30 protein-coding genes are annotated in these 18,025 nt (G+C 56.8%); 29 read left to right on the forward strand and 1 reads right to left on the reverse strand.

What is annotated here, in order from left to right; translation table 11 throughout:
* The first annotated feature begins 8 nt into the window (after positions 1-8).
* The 29 genes from tuf (at position 9) to rplQ (ending at position 15,046) form a co-directional block, all read left to right on the forward strand.
* The gene (gene tuf / locus J3364_RS15315; protein WP_123634088.1) at positions 9-1,205 is read left to right on the forward strand and encodes an elongation factor Tu; all 1,197 of its coding nucleotides are present in this window, start codon (positions 9-11) and stop codon (positions 1,203-1,205) included.
* 188 nt (positions 1,206-1,393) lie between these two features.
* Entirely contained in the window at positions 1,394-1,705 is a 312-nt protein-coding gene (gene rpsJ, locus J3364_RS15320) for a 30S ribosomal protein S10 (protein WP_004580743.1), read from the forward strand.
* A 76-nt stretch (positions 1,706-1,781) separates the two neighbouring features.
* Positions 1,782-2,420: a 50S ribosomal protein L3 gene (rplC, locus tag J3364_RS15325; RefSeq protein ID WP_123634099.1), complete on the forward strand. Its 639-nt coding sequence runs from the start codon at positions 1,782-1,784 to the stop codon at positions 2,418-2,420.
* A gap of 11 nt (positions 2,421-2,431) precedes the next feature.
* A complete protein-coding gene (gene rplD / locus J3364_RS15330) occupies positions 2,432-3,037 on the forward strand; it encodes a 50S ribosomal protein L4 (protein ID WP_123634100.1) in 606 nt (201 codons plus the stop codon).
* Entirely contained in the window at positions 3,034-3,327 is a 294-nt protein-coding gene (gene rplW, locus J3364_RS15335) for a 50S ribosomal protein L23 (protein WP_349559170.1), read from the forward strand. Before rplD ends, rplW begins: the two co-directional genes overlap by 4 nt.
* Positions 3,328-3,344: 17 nt before the next feature.
* Positions 3,345-4,172: a 50S ribosomal protein L2 gene (rplB, locus tag J3364_RS15340; protein WP_349559171.1), complete on the forward strand. Its 828-nt coding sequence runs from the start codon at positions 3,345-3,347 to the stop codon at positions 4,170-4,172.
* 23 nt (positions 4,173-4,195) lie between these two features.
* Complete coding sequence (gene rpsS / locus J3364_RS15345) at positions 4,196-4,471, forward strand: 30S ribosomal protein S19 (protein WP_123634102.1); 276 nt, start codon at positions 4,196-4,198, stop codon at positions 4,469-4,471.
* Between the two features lie 16 nt (positions 4,472-4,487).
* Positions 4,488-4,820, forward strand: a complete 333-nt coding sequence (gene rplV, locus J3364_RS15350; RefSeq protein ID WP_123634103.1) for a 50S ribosomal protein L22 — start codon at positions 4,488-4,490, stop codon at positions 4,818-4,820.
* A gap of 11 nt (positions 4,821-4,831) precedes the next feature.
* On the forward strand, positions 4,832-5,515 hold the full coding sequence (gene rpsC / locus J3364_RS15355; protein WP_123634104.1) for a 30S ribosomal protein S3: 684 nt from the start codon (positions 4,832-4,834) through the stop codon (positions 5,513-5,515).
* Between the two features lie 12 nt (positions 5,516-5,527).
* Positions 5,528-5,941, forward strand: a complete 414-nt coding sequence (rplP, locus tag J3364_RS15360) for a 50S ribosomal protein L16 (protein WP_092025516.1) — start codon at positions 5,528-5,530, stop codon at positions 5,939-5,941.
* Positions 5,941-6,132, forward strand: coding sequence for a 50S ribosomal protein L29 (rpmC, locus tag J3364_RS15365; RefSeq protein WP_123634224.1), 192 nt, complete (start codon positions 5,941-5,943; stop codon positions 6,130-6,132). The genes rplP and rpmC overlap by 1 nt, the downstream gene beginning before the upstream one ends.
* 1 nt (position 6,133) lies before the next feature.
* On the forward strand, positions 6,134-6,400 hold the full coding sequence (gene rpsQ, locus J3364_RS15370; RefSeq protein ID WP_123634105.1) for a 30S ribosomal protein S17: 267 nt from the start codon (positions 6,134-6,136) through the stop codon (positions 6,398-6,400).
* A 58-nt stretch (positions 6,401-6,458) separates the two neighbouring features.
* Positions 6,459-6,827: a 50S ribosomal protein L14 gene (rplN, locus tag J3364_RS15375; protein WP_123634106.1), complete on the forward strand. Its 369-nt coding sequence runs from the start codon at positions 6,459-6,461 to the stop codon at positions 6,825-6,827.
* Positions 6,828-6,843: 16 nt separating this feature from the next.
* A complete protein-coding gene (gene rplX, locus J3364_RS15380) occupies positions 6,844-7,164 on the forward strand; it encodes a 50S ribosomal protein L24 (RefSeq protein WP_203143802.1) in 321 nt (106 codons plus the stop codon).
* Between the two features lie 24 nt (positions 7,165-7,188).
* On the forward strand, positions 7,189-7,719 hold the full coding sequence (rplE, locus tag J3364_RS15385; RefSeq protein WP_502882523.1) for a 50S ribosomal protein L5: 531 nt from the start codon (positions 7,189-7,191) through the stop codon (positions 7,717-7,719).
* A gap of 12 nt (positions 7,720-7,731) precedes the next feature.
* Complete coding sequence (rpsN, locus tag J3364_RS15390) at positions 7,732-8,037, forward strand: 30S ribosomal protein S14 (RefSeq protein WP_123634109.1); 306 nt, start codon at positions 7,732-7,734, stop codon at positions 8,035-8,037.
* Positions 8,038-8,115: 78 nt separating this feature from the next.
* A complete protein-coding gene (gene rpsH, locus J3364_RS15395; protein ID WP_123634110.1) occupies positions 8,116-8,508 on the forward strand; it encodes a 30S ribosomal protein S8 in 393 nt (130 codons plus the stop codon).
* Positions 8,509-8,517: 9 nt separating this feature from the next.
* Positions 8,518-9,051 carry a 50S ribosomal protein L6 gene (gene rplF / locus J3364_RS15400; RefSeq protein WP_123634111.1) on the forward strand — a complete coding sequence of 178 codons (534 nt, stop codon included), beginning with the start codon at positions 8,518-8,520 and terminating at the stop codon, positions 9,049-9,051.
* 9 nt (positions 9,052-9,060) lie between these two features.
* Positions 9,061-9,408 carry a 50S ribosomal protein L18 gene (gene rplR, locus J3364_RS15405; protein ID WP_123634112.1) on the forward strand — a complete coding sequence of 116 codons (348 nt, stop codon included), beginning with the start codon at positions 9,061-9,063 and terminating at the stop codon, positions 9,406-9,408.
* Between the two features lie 12 nt (positions 9,409-9,420).
* Complete coding sequence (gene rpsE, locus J3364_RS15410; RefSeq protein ID WP_123634113.1) at positions 9,421-9,921, forward strand: 30S ribosomal protein S5; 501 nt, start codon at positions 9,421-9,423, stop codon at positions 9,919-9,921.
* A gap of 4 nt (positions 9,922-9,925) precedes the next feature.
* Positions 9,926-10,111, forward strand: coding sequence for a 50S ribosomal protein L30 (rpmD, locus tag J3364_RS15415; protein ID WP_123634114.1), 186 nt, complete (start codon positions 9,926-9,928; stop codon positions 10,109-10,111).
* Position 10,112: 1 nt separating this feature from the next.
* A complete protein-coding gene (gene rplO, locus J3364_RS15420) occupies positions 10,113-10,547 on the forward strand; it encodes a 50S ribosomal protein L15 (RefSeq protein WP_349559173.1) in 435 nt (144 codons plus the stop codon).
* A gap of 17 nt (positions 10,548-10,564) precedes the next feature.
* The gene (gene secY, locus J3364_RS15425) at positions 10,565-11,884 is read left to right on the forward strand and encodes a preprotein translocase subunit SecY (RefSeq protein ID WP_123634116.1); all 1,320 of its coding nucleotides are present in this window, start codon (positions 10,565-10,567) and stop codon (positions 11,882-11,884) included.
* 36 nt (positions 11,885-11,920) lie between these two features.
* Entirely contained in the window at positions 11,921-12,034 is a 114-nt protein-coding gene (rpmJ, locus tag J3364_RS15430) for a 50S ribosomal protein L36 (protein WP_004580765.1), read from the forward strand.
* Between the two features lie 139 nt (positions 12,035-12,173).
* Positions 12,174-12,530 carry a 30S ribosomal protein S13 gene (gene rpsM, locus J3364_RS15435; protein ID WP_123634117.1) on the forward strand — a complete coding sequence of 119 codons (357 nt, stop codon included), beginning with the start codon at positions 12,174-12,176 and terminating at the stop codon, positions 12,528-12,530.
* Positions 12,531-12,543: 13 nt separating this feature from the next.
* Complete coding sequence (gene rpsK, locus J3364_RS15440) at positions 12,544-12,933, forward strand: 30S ribosomal protein S11 (protein ID WP_007153992.1); 390 nt, start codon at positions 12,544-12,546, stop codon at positions 12,931-12,933.
* Between the two features lie 18 nt (positions 12,934-12,951).
* Positions 12,952-13,572 carry a 30S ribosomal protein S4 gene (rpsD, locus tag J3364_RS15445; RefSeq protein ID WP_123634118.1) on the forward strand — a complete coding sequence of 207 codons (621 nt, stop codon included), beginning with the start codon at positions 12,952-12,954 and terminating at the stop codon, positions 13,570-13,572.
* 36 nt (positions 13,573-13,608) lie between these two features.
* Positions 13,609-14,613: a DNA-directed RNA polymerase subunit alpha gene (locus tag J3364_RS15450; protein ID WP_203143804.1), complete on the forward strand. Its 1,005-nt coding sequence runs from the start codon at positions 13,609-13,611 to the stop codon at positions 14,611-14,613.
* Positions 14,614-14,650: 37 nt separating this feature from the next.
* Positions 14,651-15,046, forward strand: a complete 396-nt coding sequence (rplQ, locus tag J3364_RS15455; protein ID WP_123634120.1) for a 50S ribosomal protein L17 — start codon at positions 14,651-14,653, stop codon at positions 15,044-15,046.
* A 97-nt stretch (positions 15,047-15,143) separates the two neighbouring features.
* On the opposite strand, the gene uvrA is transcribed toward rplQ, so the two are convergent.
* Complete coding sequence (uvrA, locus tag J3364_RS15460; RefSeq protein ID WP_349559174.1) at positions 15,144-18,011, reverse strand: excinuclease ABC subunit UvrA; 2,868 nt, start codon at positions 18,009-18,011, stop codon at positions 15,144-15,146.
* Positions 18,012-18,025: the final 14 nt, after the last annotated feature.

Below are 18,025 nucleotides of genomic sequence, written 5' to 3' on the forward strand. Positions count from 1 at the left end.
GTGTAACCGTGTCTAAAGAAAAATTTGAGCGTAATAAACCGCACGTGAACGTGGGCACGATTGGCCACGTTGACCATGGTAAAACCACGCTGACTGCAGCCCTGACTCGTGTGTGTCACGAGGTTTGGGGTACTGGTACTGCAAGTGCTTTCGACCAGATCGATAACGCACCGGAAGAGAAGGCGCGTGGTATCACCATCGCGACGTCTCACGTTGAGTACGATTCCCCGACGCGTCACTACGCACACGTTGACTGCCCGGGTCACGCCGACTACGTGAAGAACATGATCACGGGTGCGGCGCAGATGGACGGCGCGATCCTGGTTTGTTCCGCAGCTGACGGCCCGATGCCGCAGACGCGTGAGCACATCCTGCTGTCCCGTCAGGTCGGCGTTCCGTTCATCGTTGTGTTCCTGAACAAAGCGGACATGGTTGATGACGAAGAGCTGCTGGAACTGGTTGAAATGGAAGTGCGTGACCTGCTGAGCCAGTACGACTTCCCGGGCGACGACACGCCGATCATCACCGGTTCCGCGCTGATGGCGCTGGAAGGCAAGGATGACAACGAAATGGGTACGACCGCTGTCAAGAAGCTGGTTGAGGCCCTGGACGAGTACATCCCTGAGCCGGAGCGTGCGATCGATCAGCCGTTCCTGATGCCGATCGAGGACGTCTTCTCCATCTCTGGTCGTGGTACCGTTGTGACCGGTCGTGTTGAGCGTGGCATCATCAAGGTAGGTGACGAAGTGGAAATCGTGGGTATCCGCGACACCACCAAGACCACCTGTACCGGTGTTGAGATGTTCCGTAAGCTGCTGGACGAAGGTCGCGCGGGTGAGAACGTGGGTGTTCTGCTGCGTGGTACCAAGCGTGACGACGTTGAGCGTGGTCAGGTCCTGGCGGTGCCGGGTTCCATTACCCCGCACACCAAGTTCGAGTCCGAAGTTTACGTGCTGAGCAAAGAAGAAGGTGGTCGTCATACCCCGTTCTTCAAGGGCTACCGTCCGCAGTTCTACTTCCGTACGACCGACGTAACGGGCGCGTGTGAGCTGCCGGAAGGTGTTGAGATGGTTATGCCGGGTGACAACGTCAAACTGGTTGCCACTCTGATTGCCCCGATCGCCATGGAAGAAGGTCTGCGCTTCGCGATCCGCGAAGGTGGTCGTACCGTTGGCGCGGGTGTTGTCGCCAAGATCATCGAGTAATCGATCGGTCTTCGGGAAAAGGGGCTGCTTTGTGCAGCCCCTTTTTCTATGAAGATAGGTAATTATCCGACTTTAGGGGTAGATGGTGTCGCACGCCTGCTTGACAGGGTTGTGCGTTCTGCATACAATGCGGCTCCTTTTTTTAAGGTCGGCTAACAGTAGCTGCTACGAGTGGAGTTTGGTGCAACATGCAAAGCCAAAAGATCAGAATTCGGTTGAAGGCGTTTGATTATCGCCTGATCGACCAGTCCACGCAGGAGATCGTCGATACCGCGAAGCGGACCGGCGCTCAGGTGCGTGGTCCGATTCCTCTGCCGACGCGCAAGGAAAAGTACACGGTATTGATCTCTCCGCACGTCAACAAAGACGCGCGCGATCAGTATGAAATTCGTACGCATAAGCGTCTGCTCGACATTGTTGAGCCGACGGAAAAGACAGTAGATGCATTGATGAAGCTTGATCTGGCTGCCGGTGTAGACGTTCAGATCAGCCTCGGCTAACGCGCAACGCGTTGGTTTGTGTAACTGTCGTAAGGCCATAGAGGGTGAGAGCCCCGTACACTTTAAGAGGTGAAACATGGCAATTGGTGTTGTCGGTCGTAAGGCCGGTATGACCCGTATTTTTACGGATGACGGGCGCGCAGTGCCCGTAACGGTGATTGAGGTTGAAGCCAACCGTATCACCCAACTCAAGACACTCGAGTCAGATGGCTACCGTGCAGTCCAGGTGACTGTTGGTAAGCGTCGCGCTTCCCGTGTAACCAAGAGTGAGTCCGGACATTTCGCTAAGGCTGGCGTAGAGGCTGGTCGTGGCGTATGGGAATTTCGTTTGGCAGACGGCGAAGGTGAAGATCTTCAGGCCGGCGGCGAAATCGTAGCTACTACCTTTGAAGCGGGTCAGTTCGTTGATGCAACGGCGACCTCCAAAGGTAAGGGCTTTGCCGGTACCGTCAAGCGCTGGAACTTTTCCATGCAGGACGCCACTCACGGTAACTCCCTGTCGCATCGGGCGCCTGGTTCAATTGGTCAGAACCAGACTCCGGGTAAAGTTTTCAAAGGCAAGAAGATGGCTGGCCAGATGGGCAATGAGCGGGTCACCGTTCAGAACCTGGAAGTGGTCCGCGTCGATGCTGAGCGCAACCTGCTGCTCGTCAAAGGTGCCGTTCCTGGCGCTACTGGCGGCGACGTTGTCATCAAGCCTGCAGTTAAAGCCTGAGGAGCGATGCGATGGAACTGAAAATTACTGGTAGCAGCGAAGGCGTTTCCGTATCTGACGCCGCATTCGCGAAAGATTTCAACGAGTCGCTGGTCCATCAGGTCGTTACGGCTTATATGGCCGGCGGTCGTCAGGGCACTCGTGCCCAGAAGACCCGCTCTGAAGTGAGTGGCGGTGGTAAGAAGCCATGGCGCCAGAAGGGTACTGGTCGCGCCCGTGCGGGTACGATCCGTAGTCCGATCTGGCGTAGCGGTGGTGTGACGTTTGCTGCCAAGCCGCAAGATCACTCCCAGAAAGTGAACCGCAAGATGTACCGTGCGGCACTGCGCTCTATTTTCTCTGAGTTGGTGCGTCAGGAACGTCTGGTCGTGGTTGACGACGTCGTTGTCGACTCTCCCAAGACCAAGGCATTCAGCGCCAAGCTCAAGGATCTGGGTGTGTCCAACGCGCTGATTCTGGCAGACACCGTTGAGCAGAACCTGCACCTGGCTTCACGCAACATTCCGCACGTTGACGTGCGTGACGTTGCCGGTCTGGATCCGGTGAGCCTGGTTGCTCACGAGAACGTTGTGGTTACCGTGCCGGCTCTGAAGAAGATTGAGGAGATGCTGGGATGAATCAGGAACGTATTTATAGGGTCCTGCTGGGACCGCATGTTTCCGAGAAGGCCTCCTTGGTCGCCGAAAGCAACCAGGTTGTGTTTCGAGTCGCCGCTGACGCGACGAAGCCGGAGGTTAAACGCGCTGTTGAGCAGCTGTTCAACGTCAAAGTCGAAGGTGTTCAGATCCTGAACCGCAAGGGTAAGTTGAAGCGCACGGTGCGTGGCTTCGGTAAGCGCGATGATCTTCGCAAAGCTTACGTTCGTCTTGCGGAAGGTCAGGAAATCGACTTTGTGGATGTGGAATAAGGTAAAGGGGTCGTAAAATGCCGATCGTCAAAACCAAGCCAACATCGCCCGGCCGCCGTCACGTTGTAAAGACTTACAACCCTGACCTGCACAAAGGCAAGCCTTTCGAGCCGTTGGTTGAATCTCTGAGCCGCACCGGTGGTCGTAACCATTTCGGTCGGATCACCACGCGTCACGTCGGTGGTGGCCACAAGCGTCATTACCGCCTGATCGACTTCAAGCGGACCAAAGATGGTATCCCGGCCGTTGTAGAGCGTCTGGAATACGATCCGAACCGCTCTGCGCACATTGCGCTGCTCAAGTACGCCGATGGCGAGCGTCGCTACATCATCGCTCCCAAAGGTGTCGTAGCAGGGCAGGAAGTGCGCTCTGGCATCGACGCGCCAATCAAGGTGGGTAGCACGCTGCCGCTCCGGAATATTCCGGTCGGTTCCGTTATCCACTGCGTCGAACTCAAGCCTGGAAAGGGCGCTCAGCTGGCTCGCAGTGCGGGCGCATCCGTACAGCTGGTCGCTCGTGAAGGCGCGTATGCAACGCTGCGTCTTCGTTCAGGTGAAATGCGTAAGGTGCTTGTCGAGTGTCGTGCAACGTTGGGCGAAGTGTCCAACAGCGAACACACCCTCAAGCAGCTTGGTAAAGCGGGTGCATCACGTTGGCGCGGCAAACGCCCAACAGTACGTGGTGTTGCTATGAACCCAGTTGACCACCCGCATGGTGGTGGTGAAGGGCGTACCTCTGGCGGGCGTCACCCGGTTACTCCGTGGGGTGTTCCGACCAAAGGGCATAAGACTCGTAAGAACAAGCGTACTGACCGAATGATAGTACGTCGTCGTTCAGCCAAGTAAACGACTACATAGAGGTATTTGCTGTGCCACGTTCTTTGAAGAAAGGTCCTTTTATTGACCTGCATCTGTTGAAGAAGGTTGAGGCAGCTCTGGAATCCAACGACAAGCGACCGATCAAGACCTGGTCGCGCCGGTCGACGGTTTTCCCGGAGATGGTAGGCCTGACCATTGCAATCCATAACGGCAAGCAACACGTGCCGGTCCATGTCTCTGAAGACATGGTGGGTCACAAGCTGGGTGAGTTCGCTGCTACGCGTACTTACCGCGGTCATGCTGCCGACAAGAAAGCTAAACGCTGATTGAGGGTATAGAGAAATGGAAGTAGCGGCTAAGTACAAAGGCGCTCGCCTCTCTGCTCAGAAAGCGCGTCTTGTCGCAGATCAGGTCCGCGGCAAGGCAGTAGAGGAAGCCCTGAATATTCTGACTTTCAGCCCGAAAAAGGCGGCGGTAGTGATCAAGAAAGCCTTGGAATCTGCCATTGCCAACGCTGAGCATAACGAAGGTCTGGACGTTGACGAGTTGCGGGTAGCCACCATCATGGTGGACGAGGGCCCGACGCTCAAGCGAATCAAGGCTCGAGCTAAGGGGCGCGCTGATCGTATTTTCAAGCGCACCTGTCATATCACCGTCAAGGTCGCCGACAAGTAGGAGATGCTCAGATGGGTCATAAAGTAAATCCAACCGGTATTCGGCTGGGTGTGATTAAAGAGCACAACTCAGTCTGGTATGCCGAAAAAGGGGAATACGCGAAAAACCTCCTGAACGACATTCAGGTGCGTGAATTCCTGCAAAAGCGTCTGGTGAAGGCGTCTGTAAGCAAGATTGTGATCGAGCGCCCTGCTCAGAACGCCCGTATCACGATCCATACTGCCCGTCCCGGTATTGTTATCGGTAAGAAGGGTGAAGATGTTGACCGTCTGCGTCGCGAAGTCAGCGGCATGATGGGCGTGCCTGTGCACATCAACATCGAAGAGGTCCGTAAGCCGGATCTGGATGCCAAACTGGTTGCCCAGAACGTGGCTGGCCAGCTGGAGCGTCGTGTGATGTTCCGTCGCGCCATGAAGCGTGCGGTTCAGAACGCCATGCGCCAGGGCGCAAAAGGTATCAAGATCCAGGTCGGCGGCCGTCTGGGTGGCGCGGAAATCGCGCGCTCCGAATGGTATCGCGAAGGTCGGGTGCCGCTGCACACACTGCGTGCAGACATCGACTACGCAACCTACGAAGCGCAGACCACCTACGGCATCATCGGCGTCAAGGTATGGATCTTCAAGGGCGAGATTCTTGGCGGCATGGAACAAGTCCGTGCTGAGAAGGATGCCTCTCGCAAGAAAGGTTCTAAGTAAAGGGGCACTCGTATGCTGCAGCCAAAACGTACGAAATTTCGCAAGGTAATGAAAGGCCGTAACACCGGTCTCGCTCAGCGCGGTAACAAGGTGAGCTTCGGTGAGTACGGATTGAAAGCGACAAGCCGTGGCCGTATAACTGCGCGCCAGATCGAAGCGGCACGTCGGACAATGACCCGTCGTATCAAGCGGGGCGGTAAGATCTGGATCCGGGTTTTCCCGGACAAGCCGATCACCGGTAAGCCGCTGGAAGTACGGATGGGTAAAGGTAAGGGTTCTGTCGAGTACTGGGTTGCTGAGATCCAGCCGGGCAAAATGCTGTATGAAATGGAAGGTGTTGCTGAAGAAGTAGCGCGTGAAGCGTTCACCCTGGCCGCCGCCAAACTGCCTGTTTCGACAACCTTCGTTACGAGGACGGTGATGTGATGAAAGCAACAGAGCTGCGCGAAAAATCAGTCGAGGAGCTGAACAAAGAGCTGATCGACCTCCTTAAGGAGCAGTTCAACCTGCGCATGCGCAAGGCGACAGGTCAGCTGAATCAGTCTCACCTCCTCAGCAAGGTTAAGCGCGACGTTGCTCGCGTGAAAACAGTATTGAACGAAAAGGCAGGACAGTGACATGACTGAAGCTACTAATACTGCCAGAACCCTGAGCGGCAAGGTCGTGAGCAACAAGATGGATAAGTCCATCGTGGTTCTGGTGGAGCGCCAGGTGAAACACCCGCTGTACGGTAAGTACATCAAGCGCTCAACCAAGATTCACGCTCACGACGAAAGTAACCAGTGCAACATCGGCGACACCGTTCGGATCGAGGAAACTCGTCCGATCTCCAAGACCAAGAGCTGGGCTCTGGTTGATGTCGTCGAACGCGCTTCGAAGGTGTAACTCGCCCGGACGGTGAGTCTTGTCGTAACGGCAAAGTGGTTTCTGCTGGAGAACAACCATGATTCAGACTCAAACAATGCTTGAGGTCGCGGACAACAGTGGTGCCCGTCAGGTGATGTGCATCAAGGTCCTGGGCGGTTCACACCGGCGTTACGCCAGCGTGGGAGATATCATCAAGGTGACCGTTAAGGAAGCCATCCCCCGCGGGAAAGTGCGCAAAGGCCAGGTCCTCAAGGCTGTCGTAGTGCGTACCGCCAAGGGCGTTCGTCGCCCGGACGGTTCGTTGATTCGCTTCGACGGTAACGCAGCTGTACTTCTGAACAACCAGGACGCGCCGATCGGCACCCGGATCTTTGGACCGGTGACCCGTGAGCTGCGTAGCGAAAAGTTCATGAAGATTATTTCACTGGCACCCGAAGTACTGTAAGGACTAGAGGCCGGTTATGAAGAAGATCAAACGAGATGACGAAGTCATCGTCACCACGGGAAAAGATAAGGGTAAGCGCGGCAAGGTCCTCAAGGTCCAGGCCGACGGAAAGGTGATTGTTTCCGGGATCAACATGATCAAGAAACACACCAAGCCCAACCCGATGCTCGGCACGCCGGGTGGCATCGTCGAGAAAGAAGCACCTATCCAGGCTTCCAACGTGGCTATTTTTAATCCGCAGACCGGCAAAGCCGATCGCGTCGGCTTCCAGAGCAAGGAAGACGGCAGCAAGATGCGGATTTTCAAGTCCACGAAAGAAGCTGTCGATAACCAGTAAGCGGTGGTGGTTACGATGCTTAACATGAAAGAGATGTACAAACAGGACGTGGTACCCGCGCTGCAACAGGCGTTCGAATACAAGAACCCGATGCAGGTGCCGCGTATTGAAAAAATCACCCTGAACATGGGTGTCGGTGAAGCCGTCGGCGACAAGAAGCTGATCGAGAATGCGCTTGCAGATCTTGAGCAGCTGGCTGGTCAGAAGCCGGTGGTCACCAAGGCGCGTAAATCCGTCGCGGGCTTCAAGATTCGTGAAGGTTGGCCGATCGGTTGTAAAGTCACGCTGCGCGGTGAGCGTATGTGGGACTTCTTCGATCGCCTGGTTCACATCGCGATTCCCCGTGTGCGTGACTTCCGTGGCCTGAATCCGAAGTCTTTTGACGGTCGCGGCAACTACAGCATGGGTGTGCGTGAGCAGATCATCTTCCCGGAAATCGAGTACGACAAGGTCGACAAGATTCGCGGGCTGGATATCACCATCACCACCAGTGCGGGTAGCGATGAAGAAGGCCGTGAACTGCTGAAAGCTTTCGGCTTTCCGTTCAAGAAATAAGGAACGAGCGTAATGGCTAAGGTATCGATGAAGAATCGCGAGCTGAAGCGCCAGAAGACTGTCGAGAAATACGCAGTCAAGCGCGCTGAGCTCAAGGCGATTATCAAGAACCCGAATACCAGCGACGAAGAACGTTGGGATGCGCAGATCAAACTGCAGAAGCTCCCGCGTAATGCCAGCCCGGCACGTCTTCGTAACCGTTGCCAGGTCACTGGTCGTCCGCACGGCGTTCTGCGCAAATTCCAGCTTTCTCGCATCAAGTTGCGTGAAGCCGGCATGCGTGGTGACGTACCGGGCCTGACCAAGTCGAGCTGGTAAAGGTAGGCACTTCGGTGCCTGTTGGTAAGCGGTGCGGCAAGCCGCTGCACAACTGAAAAGATCAGGAGCCTCATACCAATGAGTATGCAAGACACGCTTGCGGATATGATTACTCGCATCCGCAATGCTCAGATGGCATCCAAAGCTGATGTGACGATGCCGTCATCAAAAATGAAGGTCTCCGTAGCCCAGGTCCTGAAGGACGAAGGCTATGTCGAGGACTTCTCCGTTACAGCTGACGCCAAGCCGGAACTGACTGTGACCCTCCGTTATTTCGAGGGCAAGCCGGTTATCGAGTCTATCAAGCGGGTCAGCCGTCCGAGTCTGCGCCAGTACAAAGGCGCTGGGGAACTGCCGAAGGTAGCCGGTGGTCTGGGAATCGCCATCGTGTCAACGTCCAAGGGCGTTATGACCGATCGCGCCGCGCGTCAAGCCGGCGTTGGTGGCGAAGTCATCTGCACCGTATTTTAGGAGTTACACATGTCCAGGGTTGCCAATAATCCTGTCGTGCTGCCTTCCGGTGTTGAGGTTAAGCTGAGCGGACAGGATATCAATGTGAAGGGCTCCAAGGGAGCGCTTCAATTCACCATTCATGACGCGGTAGAAGTGAAGCAGGAAGAAAACGTCCTGCGTTTCGCTGCGCGTGATGGCGCAAAACAGTCTCGTGCCCTTGCCGGTACTACCCGTGCACTGGTTAACAATATGGTGACTGGCGTCAGCACCGGCTTCGAGCGCAAGCTTCAGCTGGTGGGCGTGGGTTATCGTGCCCAGGCACAAGGGAAAAAGCTCAATCTGACTCTGGGTTTCTCTCACCCGGTTGAGTACGAGCTGCCCGAAGGTATCACGGCTGAAACACCGTCGAATACGGAAGTCGTGATTCGGGGTATCGATAAGCAACAGGTTGGTCAGGTCGCAGCGGAAATCCGCGCCTACCGTCCGCCCGAGCCTTATAAAGGTAAGGGTGTACGTTATGCGGACGAGCTGGTCAGACGTAAAGAGGCCAAGAAGAAATAAGGCGGGACTATGAGCGCGAATAACGAAAGATTGCGTCGCGCACGTAAAGTGCGTATGAAGATCCGTGAACTGGGCGCCAACCGTCTCTGCGTACATCGTACGCCGCGGCACATGTATGCCCAGGTCACGACTGCTGATGGTAGTAAGGTTCTGGCATCTGCCTCCACACTGGACAAGGAATTGCGCCAGGGTGCGACCGGCAACGTAGACGCTGCCAAGCAAGTCGGCAAGCTCATTGCAGAGCGTGCCAAGGCAGCCGGTATTGAGCAGGTTGCATTCGACCGTTCCGGCTATCGCTATCATGGTCGCATCCAGGCTTTGGCCGATGCGGCACGTGAAGCTGGCCTGCAATTCTAAGAGGTGGAGAAGATGAGCGTGAACGAACAGAAAGCGCCTGAGCTCCAGGAAAAGCTGGTTCAGGTCAACCGCGTCGCGAAAGTCGTGAAGGGTGGTCGTATTTTCGCCTTCACTGCGCTGACTGTGGTAGGTGATGGTAAAGGTCGTGTTGGCTTCGGTCGTGGCAAGGCGCGTGAAGTGCCGGTCGCTATCCAGAAAGCTATGGAAGCAGCACGTAAGAACATGGTTGATGTACCGCTGAAGGGCAACACCCTGCAGTACCCGGTCCAAGCGGCCCACGGTGGTTCCAAGGTGTACATGCAGCCGGCTTCAGAAGGTACCGGTATCATCGCCGGTGGTGCGATGCGTGCGGTACTGGAAGTGGCAGGTGTTCAGAACGTCCTGTCCAAGTGTTACGGCTCGACCAATCCGGTCAACGTAGTCCGTTCCACTATCAAGGGTCTCCAGGCCATGAAGTCGCCTGAAGACGTTGCAGCCAAGCGCGGCAAGACCGTGGAAGATATTCTGGGTTGAAGTCATGGCGAACAAGACAATGAAAGTCACTCTGACCCGCAGCCCGATCGGCTGTCAGCCCAAGCACAAAGAGTGCGTCAAGGGCCTGGGTCTGCGTAAGATCGGTCACACTGTCGAGGTTGAGGACACAGCGTCCACGCGTGGCATGGTGAACCGTATTAATTACCTGGTACGGGTTGAGGAGAACTAAGATGCGTTTGAACGAGCTTAGTCCTGAAGCCGGTTCTCGCCCGGACGGCAAGCGTGTCGGTCGCGGTATCGGTAGTGGCCTCGGCAAGACCGGTGGCCGCGGTCACAAGGGTCTGAAGTCCCGCTCCGGCGGCAGCGTAGCACCCGGTTTCGAGGGCGGTCAGCAGCCGTTGGCCCGTCGTCTGCCGAAGTTCGGTTTCACCTCCCGTCAGCAGCGTTATGAGGCGGAGATCCGTCTGAACGAACTGGCCAAGGTTGAAGGCGATGTTGCAGACCTGGATGCGCTGAAAAAGGCGGACATTATCCGTGAGGAAATCCGTGCAGCGAAGGTGATCCTGTCTGGCGAGCTGACCCGTCCGGTCACCGTCAAGGGTCTCAAGGTCACCAAAGGCGCGCGTGAAGCCATCACGGCTGCAGGCGGTAAAATCGAAGAATAAGGCGAGTCGGGGACATAATGGCCAAGACAGCATCAATGCCGGCGGGAGCCGGGAAGGGACTGGCGGAGCTGCGTTCGCGGCTCTGGTTCGTATTCCTGGCGCTACTGGTGTACCGCATCGGTGCCCACATTCCGGTACCGGGTATTAATCCTGATCGCTTGGCAGCACTGTTCGAACAGAACCAGGGCACGATCCTGGGTCTGTTCAACATGTTCTCCGGCGGTGCCCTCGAGCGAATGAGTATCTTCGCGCTGGGCATCATGCCTTACATCTCGGCCTCGATCATCATGCAGCTGATGACGGCTGTGAGCCCTCAACTTGAGCAGTTGAAGAAGGAGGGTGAAGCCGGACGCCGCAAGATCAGTCAGTACACGCGTTACGGTACGGTACTTCTGGCCCTGGTTCAGGGCCTTGGTATTTCTGTCGGGCTGGCTTCTCAGGGAGTCACGTTCAATGACAGTTTCAGCTTCCACTTTGTGGCAGTTGTGTCGTTTGTGTGTGGTGCCGTCTTCATGATGTGGCTGGGCGAGCAGATCACAGAGCGGGGTATCGGCAACGGTATTTCCCTGCTGATCTTCTCCGGTATCGTCGCGGGTCTTCCCGGGGCGATCGGCCAGACTCTGGAGCAGGCGCGCAGTGGTGAAATGAGTCTGCTGGTGGTTCTGGGTATTGCGATCCTCGCGGTTGCGGTCATTGGCTTCGTGGTGTTCATGGAGCGCGGCCAGCGCCGGTTGACGATCAACTATGCCAAGCGCCAACAGGGACGCCGGGTATTTGCCCAGCAGTCCAGCCATCTGCCGCTGAAGGTCAATATGGCGGGTGTCATTCCACCGATCTTCGCGTCCTCCATTCTGCTGTTCCCGGCATCTTTGGGGCAGTGGTTCGGCCAGGGCGAAGGCATGGAATGGTTGAGCAGCATTTCTCAGGCCCTGGCGCCGAGTCAGCCGCTCTATATCATCCTGTTCGCGGCAGCGGTCATGTTCTTCTGCTTCTTCTACACGGCGTTGATGTATAACCCGCGTGAAGTGGCGGACAACCTGAAGCGTTCCGGCGCGTTCATCCCGGGTATTCGTCCGGGTGAGCAGACGGCGAAGTACATCGATGGTGTTCTGACCCGGTTGACCCTGTTCGGTGCGCTGTACATTACGGCAGTCTCTCTGTTCCCGCAGTTCCTGATGGTGGCCGGTAACGTTCCGTTCTACCTGGGGGGGACGTCGCTGCTGATCGTGGTTGTGGTCGTGATGGATTTCATGGCACAGGTTCAGTCTCATCTGATGTCCCATCAGTATGAGTCGCTGATGAAAAAGTCCAATCTCAAGGGCTATGGTCGGGGCTGATTTCGGTCAGTCCCCCCGGTAACACTGGAGTCGACAATGAAAGTACGCGCTTCGGTAAAGAAAATTTGCCGTAACTGCAAAGTCATTCGTCGCAATGGCTCAGTCCGAGTCATTTGCACGGAGCCTCGTCACAAGCAGCGTCAAGGCTGATATCGAACCCGATATCAATCTGAATCGCGAGGGGGCGAAATGGTGGTGCTTGATCTTTCTCTGATCAAGCGCTATCATTTCGCGCCCTTTTTGTGGCGGAAAATTCACACAGCAAAGCTTTGAACGCGGAGTAATTTGGATGGCACGTATAGCCGGTGTCAATATACCCGACAACAAACATGCTGTTATCTCACTGACTTACATCTTTGGAGTCGGTAAGACAACAGCTCAGAAGCTTTGCGATGCAGCCGGCGTCAAGCCGGACGCCAAGGTCAAAGACCTGAGCGACGATGAAGTTGAATCACTTCGTACCGAAGTGGGCAAACTGAGCGTCGAAGGTGATCTGCGTCGTGAAGTTCAGATGAACATCAAGCGTTTGAAGGATCTGGGCTGCTTCCGTGGTCTGCGTCATCGTCACGGCCTTCCGGTCCGTGGCCAGCGCACGAAGACCAACGCTCGCACCCGCAAAGGTCCTCGCAAACCGATTCGTAAGTAATAGGTAGGCAAACATGGCAAAGCCAGGTACACGTACCCGTAAAAAGGTGAAAAAGACGGTTGTTGATGGCGTCGCGCACATCCACGCGTCCTTCAACAACACGATCGTGACCATCTCTGACCGTCAGGGCAATGTCTTGTCCTGGGCCACCTCCGGTGGTTCTGGTTTCCGTGGCTCACGCAAGAGCACACCTTTTGCTGCGCAGGTAGCAGCTGAAAGAGCCGGTAATGCGGCTGCTGAATACGGCCTTAAAAACCTGGATGTAGAGGTTAAGGGTCCTGGGCCCGGACGTGAATCCGCTGTACGCGCGCTGAATGCTTGCGGGTACAAGATTACCAACATCACTGATGTCACGCCGATTCCGCATAACGGCTGCCGTCCGCCCAAAAAGCGCCGCGTGTAAGACAGGAGACAGTGAAGTATGGCACGTTACATAGGTCCAAAATGTAAGCTGTCTCGTCGTGAAGGGACAGATCTTTTCCTGAAGAGCGGCGTCCGCGCACTGGATTCCAAGTGCAACATCGAAACGCCTCCGGGTATGCACGGTGCGCGCCGCGGTCGTCTGTCCGAGTACGGCGTGCAGCTCCGCGAAAAGCAAAAGGTTCGTCGTATCTACGGCGTCCTGGAAAAACAGTTCCGGAACTACTACAAGGAAGCCGCCCGCATCAAGGGTGCAACAGGTGAGAACCTGCTTCAGCTTCTGGAAGGTCGTCTGGACAATGTCGTATACCGCATGGGTTTTGGTTCGACCCGTGCTGAAGCCCGTCAGCTTGTGTCGCACAAGGCCATTCTGGTGAATGATAGCGTCGTGAACATTCCGTCCTATCAGGTCAAGCCGGGTGACGTGGTCAGCGTTCGCGAGAAAGCTAAAAACCAGCTGCGTGTTAAAGGCGCTCTGGATCTCGCGGGCAATCGCGCCCCTGTGAGCTGGGTAGAGGTCGACGCCAACAAGATGTCAGGCGTTTACAGTTCAGTGCCTGAGCGGACTGAACTGCCGGCCGACATCAACGAGAACCTCATCGTCGAGCTTTACTCCAAGTAAGGCCTGAGTTAGCAACGAGAGCAGATAGGGGCGTCTATGCAGCGTTCAGTACATGAGTTATTGACACCTCGTACCATCGACGTAAAAGAATTGGGCAAGACGCACGCCAAGGTCACGCTGGAGCCGCTTGAACGCGGTTTCGGCCATACCCTGGGCAGTGCACTGCGCCGCATCCTCTTGTCGTCCATGCCGGGCTGCGCCATCACTGAGGCGCAGATCGACGGTGTGCTGCATGAGTACAGCGCAATTGAGGGTGTCCAGGAAGACGTTATCGAGATTCTGCTGAATCTCAAAGGCGTTGCCGTCAAGATGGGTAGCCGCGACGAAGCTGAGCTGTCAGTCAGCAAGAAGGGCCCTGGTGTTGTAACCGCAGCTGATATTCAGCTGGATCACGATATCGAGATTGCCAACCCGGAGCACGTGATCTGTCACCTGAGTGAAAAGGGTGAACTGAACATGCGCCTGAAAGTGGCACGTGGTCGTGGTTATGAAGCCGCTGATCAGCGCGGTCTTGAAGATGACGAGACCCGTGCGATCGGGCGCCTTCAGCTGGACGCTACTTACAGCCCCGTGCGTCGCGTTTCCTACGCCGTAGAGAACGCGCGTGTCGAGCAGCGCACTGACCTGGACAAGCTGGTTATTGATCTGGAGACCAACGGTACGATCGACCCTGAAGAGGCGATCCGTCGTGCCGCGACCATTCTCCAGCAGCAGCTGGCTGTCTTCGTCGACTTCGATCATGAGAAAGAGCCTGAGCGTGTTGAGGAAGAGGAAGAAGTTGATCCGATCCTCCTGCGTCCGGTCGATGATCTGGAGTTGACTGTGCGTTCAGCGAACTGCCTGAAAGCTGAAAACATTTACTACATCGGCGATCTTATTCAGCGCACCGAAGTGGAGCTGCTGAAGACGCCTAACCTGGGTAAAAAGTCGCTCACCGAAATCAAGGACGTACTGGCCTCTCGTGGCCTGTCCCTGGGTATGCGACTGGACAACTGGCCGCCGGCTAGCCTTCGTGGCGATGACCGGGTCCTGGGCGGTTGATCGCCGTATTGGTAGTTTAAGGTAAGGAATCAGAGCAATGCGTCATCGTAAGAGTGGTCGTAAGTTCAGCAGGACCAGCGCGCATCGCAAGGCCATGTTCCGTAACATGACCGCGTCGCTGGTTGAGCATGAGTTGATCAAAACCACTCTGCCCAAGGCGAAAGAACTTCGCCGTGTGGCAGAGCCGTTGATCACACTGTCAAAAAACGATTCAGTTGCAAACCGTCGTCTGGCGTTCTCACGCCTGCGTGACGATGCAGCTGTTGCCAAACTGTTCAATGAACTGGGTCCGCGTTACAGCGAGCGCCCGGGTGGATACCTGCGCATTCTGAAGTGCGGTTTCCGTGCCGGCGATAACGCGCCTATGGCTTTCGTTGAGCTGGTTGGTCGTCCGCTGGACGTCGAAGCAGAAGAGATGGGCGACGACGACTAAGGTCGATTGTTTTGCCCAAAAAAACCGGAGCCAAGGCTCCGGTTTTTTTATGCCCGGAGAAAAGCCTCTGTAGAGGCTCCACTCCGGTTGGATTTCCTCAGTCGGTTTCAGCCGGTTCGCGTTTGGTCGTTCCCTGGCGGCTTGGCTTCTTCAGCATGGGTTTGAGGTAGCGGCCGGTGTGAGAGCGCGGATTGTCTGCGACCTCCTCCGGCGTGCCTTCGGCAATGATCTCACCACCCCCAATGCCGCCTTCGGGACCCAGATCGACGATCCAGTCCGCAGTCTTGATGACATCCAGGTTGTGCTCGATGACCACGATGGTGTTGCCGTGGCCCCGCAGGCGCTGCAGGACGTTCAGCAGCTGCTGGATGTCATAGAAGTGGAGGCCGGTAGTAGGCTCGTCCAGGATATACAGGGTCTTGCCGGTATCGCGCTTGGACAGTTCTCGCGCGAGCTTGACCCGCTGGGCTTCACCACCGGACAGCGTGACGGCAGACTGGCCCAGGCGAACGTAGGCGAGACCTACGTCGATCAGGGTTTGCAGCTTGCGCGCCAGGAACGGGACCGCATCGAAAAATTCCCGTGCTTCCTCGACGGTCATCTCCAGGACTTCGTGAATGTTCTTGCCCTTGTACTGGACCTCCAGTGTCTCCCGGTTGTAACGCTTACCCTTACAGATATCGCAGGGCACGTAGATGTCCGGCAGGAAGTGCATCTCCACCTTGATCACCCCATCGCCCTGGCAGGCCTCGCAGCGCCCTCCTTTTACGTTGAAGGAGAAGCGGCCCGGTTTGTAACCCCGGGAGCGGGCTTCCTGGGTGCCGGCGAAGAGTTCCCGGATGGGCGTAAACAGGCCGGTGTACGTGGCCGGGTTGGATCTGGGCGTACGACCAATCGGACTCTGATCGATGTCGATAACCTTGTCCAACTGGTCGAGGCCTTCCAGCTTCTCATACGGTCCGTGGGACAGCGTGGTGGCCTTGTTGAGCCGGCTGGCTGCGACCGGGTAGAGCGTGCCGTTGATGAGGGTCGACTTGCCCGAGCCCGATACCCCGGTAATGCAGGTCATTACACCCAACGGGAGAGTCAGGTTGGCGGACTTCAGATTATTGCCGGTGGCGCCAAGCAGGCGCAACGACTGGCCGGATCCCTTTTCCCGGGTTTGCGGCACGGCAATCTCACGCGTTCCGCTAAGGTACTGCCCCGTCAGGGACGCCTGGCTCGCGATAATGTCGTCCGGCGTGCCTTCGGCGATGATCTCGCCACCATGCACTCCGGCACCGGGGCCGATATCGATCACGTGATCGGCGGCCCGGATGGCGTCTTCGTCATGTTCGACCACGATAACCGTATTACCGAGATCCCGCAGGTGGGTCAGGGTGGCCAGCAGACGGTCGTTGTCGCGCTGATGCAGGCCAATCGAGGGCTCATCGAGAATGTACATGACACCCACCAGGCCGGCACCGATCTGACTGGCCAGTCGGATCCGTTGGGCCTCCCCGCCGGACAGGGTGTCGGCGCTGCGTTCCAGGGTGAGGTATTCCAGGCCGACATTCACCAGGAACTGCAGTCGCTGGCGAATCTCTTTCATGATCTTTTCGGCAATCTCGCCGCGGCGACCCGGCAGCGCCAGGTTTTCGAAATAGTTGTACGCCTGACCCACCGGCAGATAGGTAATGTCCGGCAGGTTGTGCTCATCGATGAACACATGACGGGCACTGCGCCGCAGGCGTGATCCGCCACAGTCCTTGCACGGTTGCTGGCTCAGGTGTTTGGCCAGCTCTTCGCGCATGCTCTGCGATTCCGTCTCCCGGTATCGGCGCTCCAGGTTGGGCAACACCCCTTCGAACGGGTGGGCCTTCTCCATGATGTGGCCCCGGGAGTTGACGTACTTGAAGGTGATCTCTTCCTTTCCGGAGCCGTGCAGCACGACATTGCGGAAGTCCTCCGGCAGGTCGACGAACGCCGTGTCCATATCCACGCCGTAGTGTTCGGCCACGCTGTTCAACAGCTGGAAGTAGTAGACGGCCCGGCGGTCCCAGCCGCGGATGGCGCCTTCGGCGAGGGTGGCCTCCGGGTGCTGGACGATCTTGTCCGGATCGAAAAACTGTTTGACGCCCAGGCCATCGCAGGTTGGGCAGGCGCCGGCTGGATTGTTGAAGGAGAACAGTCGCGGCTCCAGCTCGCTGAGAGAGTAGCCGCACTGGGTGCAGGCATAGAGGGCAGAAAACGTTTGATCCTCACCCTCGCTGTCCATGGGCGCAACCAGGGCGATGCCACTGGCCAGCTCCAGGGCCGTTTCAAAGCTTTCTGCCAGGCGTTGCTCCAGACCGGGCTTCACCTTGAAGCGGTCCACCACGACTTCGATGGTGTGCTTGCGCTTTTTGTCGAGATCGGGAAGGTCGTCAATGTCGTAGACGCGCCCGTCCACCCGGGCGCGGATAAAGCCCTGGGCGCGGACGTTGTCGAACACCTGCAGGTGCTCGCCTTTGCGGTCCCGGATCACCGGCGCCAGGATCATCAGTCGGCTGCCTTCCTCCATAGCGAGGACCTGGTCCACCATCTGGCTGACGGTTTGCGCTTCCAGCGGTTGGCCGTGATCGGGGCAGCGAGGCTCGCCGGCCCGCGCGAACAGCAGACGCAGGTAGTCGTAGATCTCGGTGATGGTGCCGACGGTGGAGCGCGGGTTGTGGGAGGTCGACTTCTGTTCGATTGAAATGGCCGGTGACAGCCCTTCGATATGGTCGACGTCCGGCTTTTCCATCATCGACAGAAATTGACGGGCGTAGGTCGACAGGGACTCCACATAACGACGCTGGCCTTCGGCATAGAGCGTATCGAACGCCAGTGAAGATTTGCCGGAGCCCGACAGCCCGGTGATCACGATCAGCTTGTCCCGGGGGATATCGAGATCGAAATTTTTCAGGTTGTGGGTGCGTGCGCCTCTGATCTGGATGGAATCCATGACACTCCTCGGAC

The organism is Marinobacter sp. NFXS9, from assembly GCF_040148665.1.
GTDB classification, from domain to species: Bacteria; Pseudomonadota; Gammaproteobacteria; order Pseudomonadales; family Oleiphilaceae; genus Marinobacter_A; species Marinobacter_A mangrovi.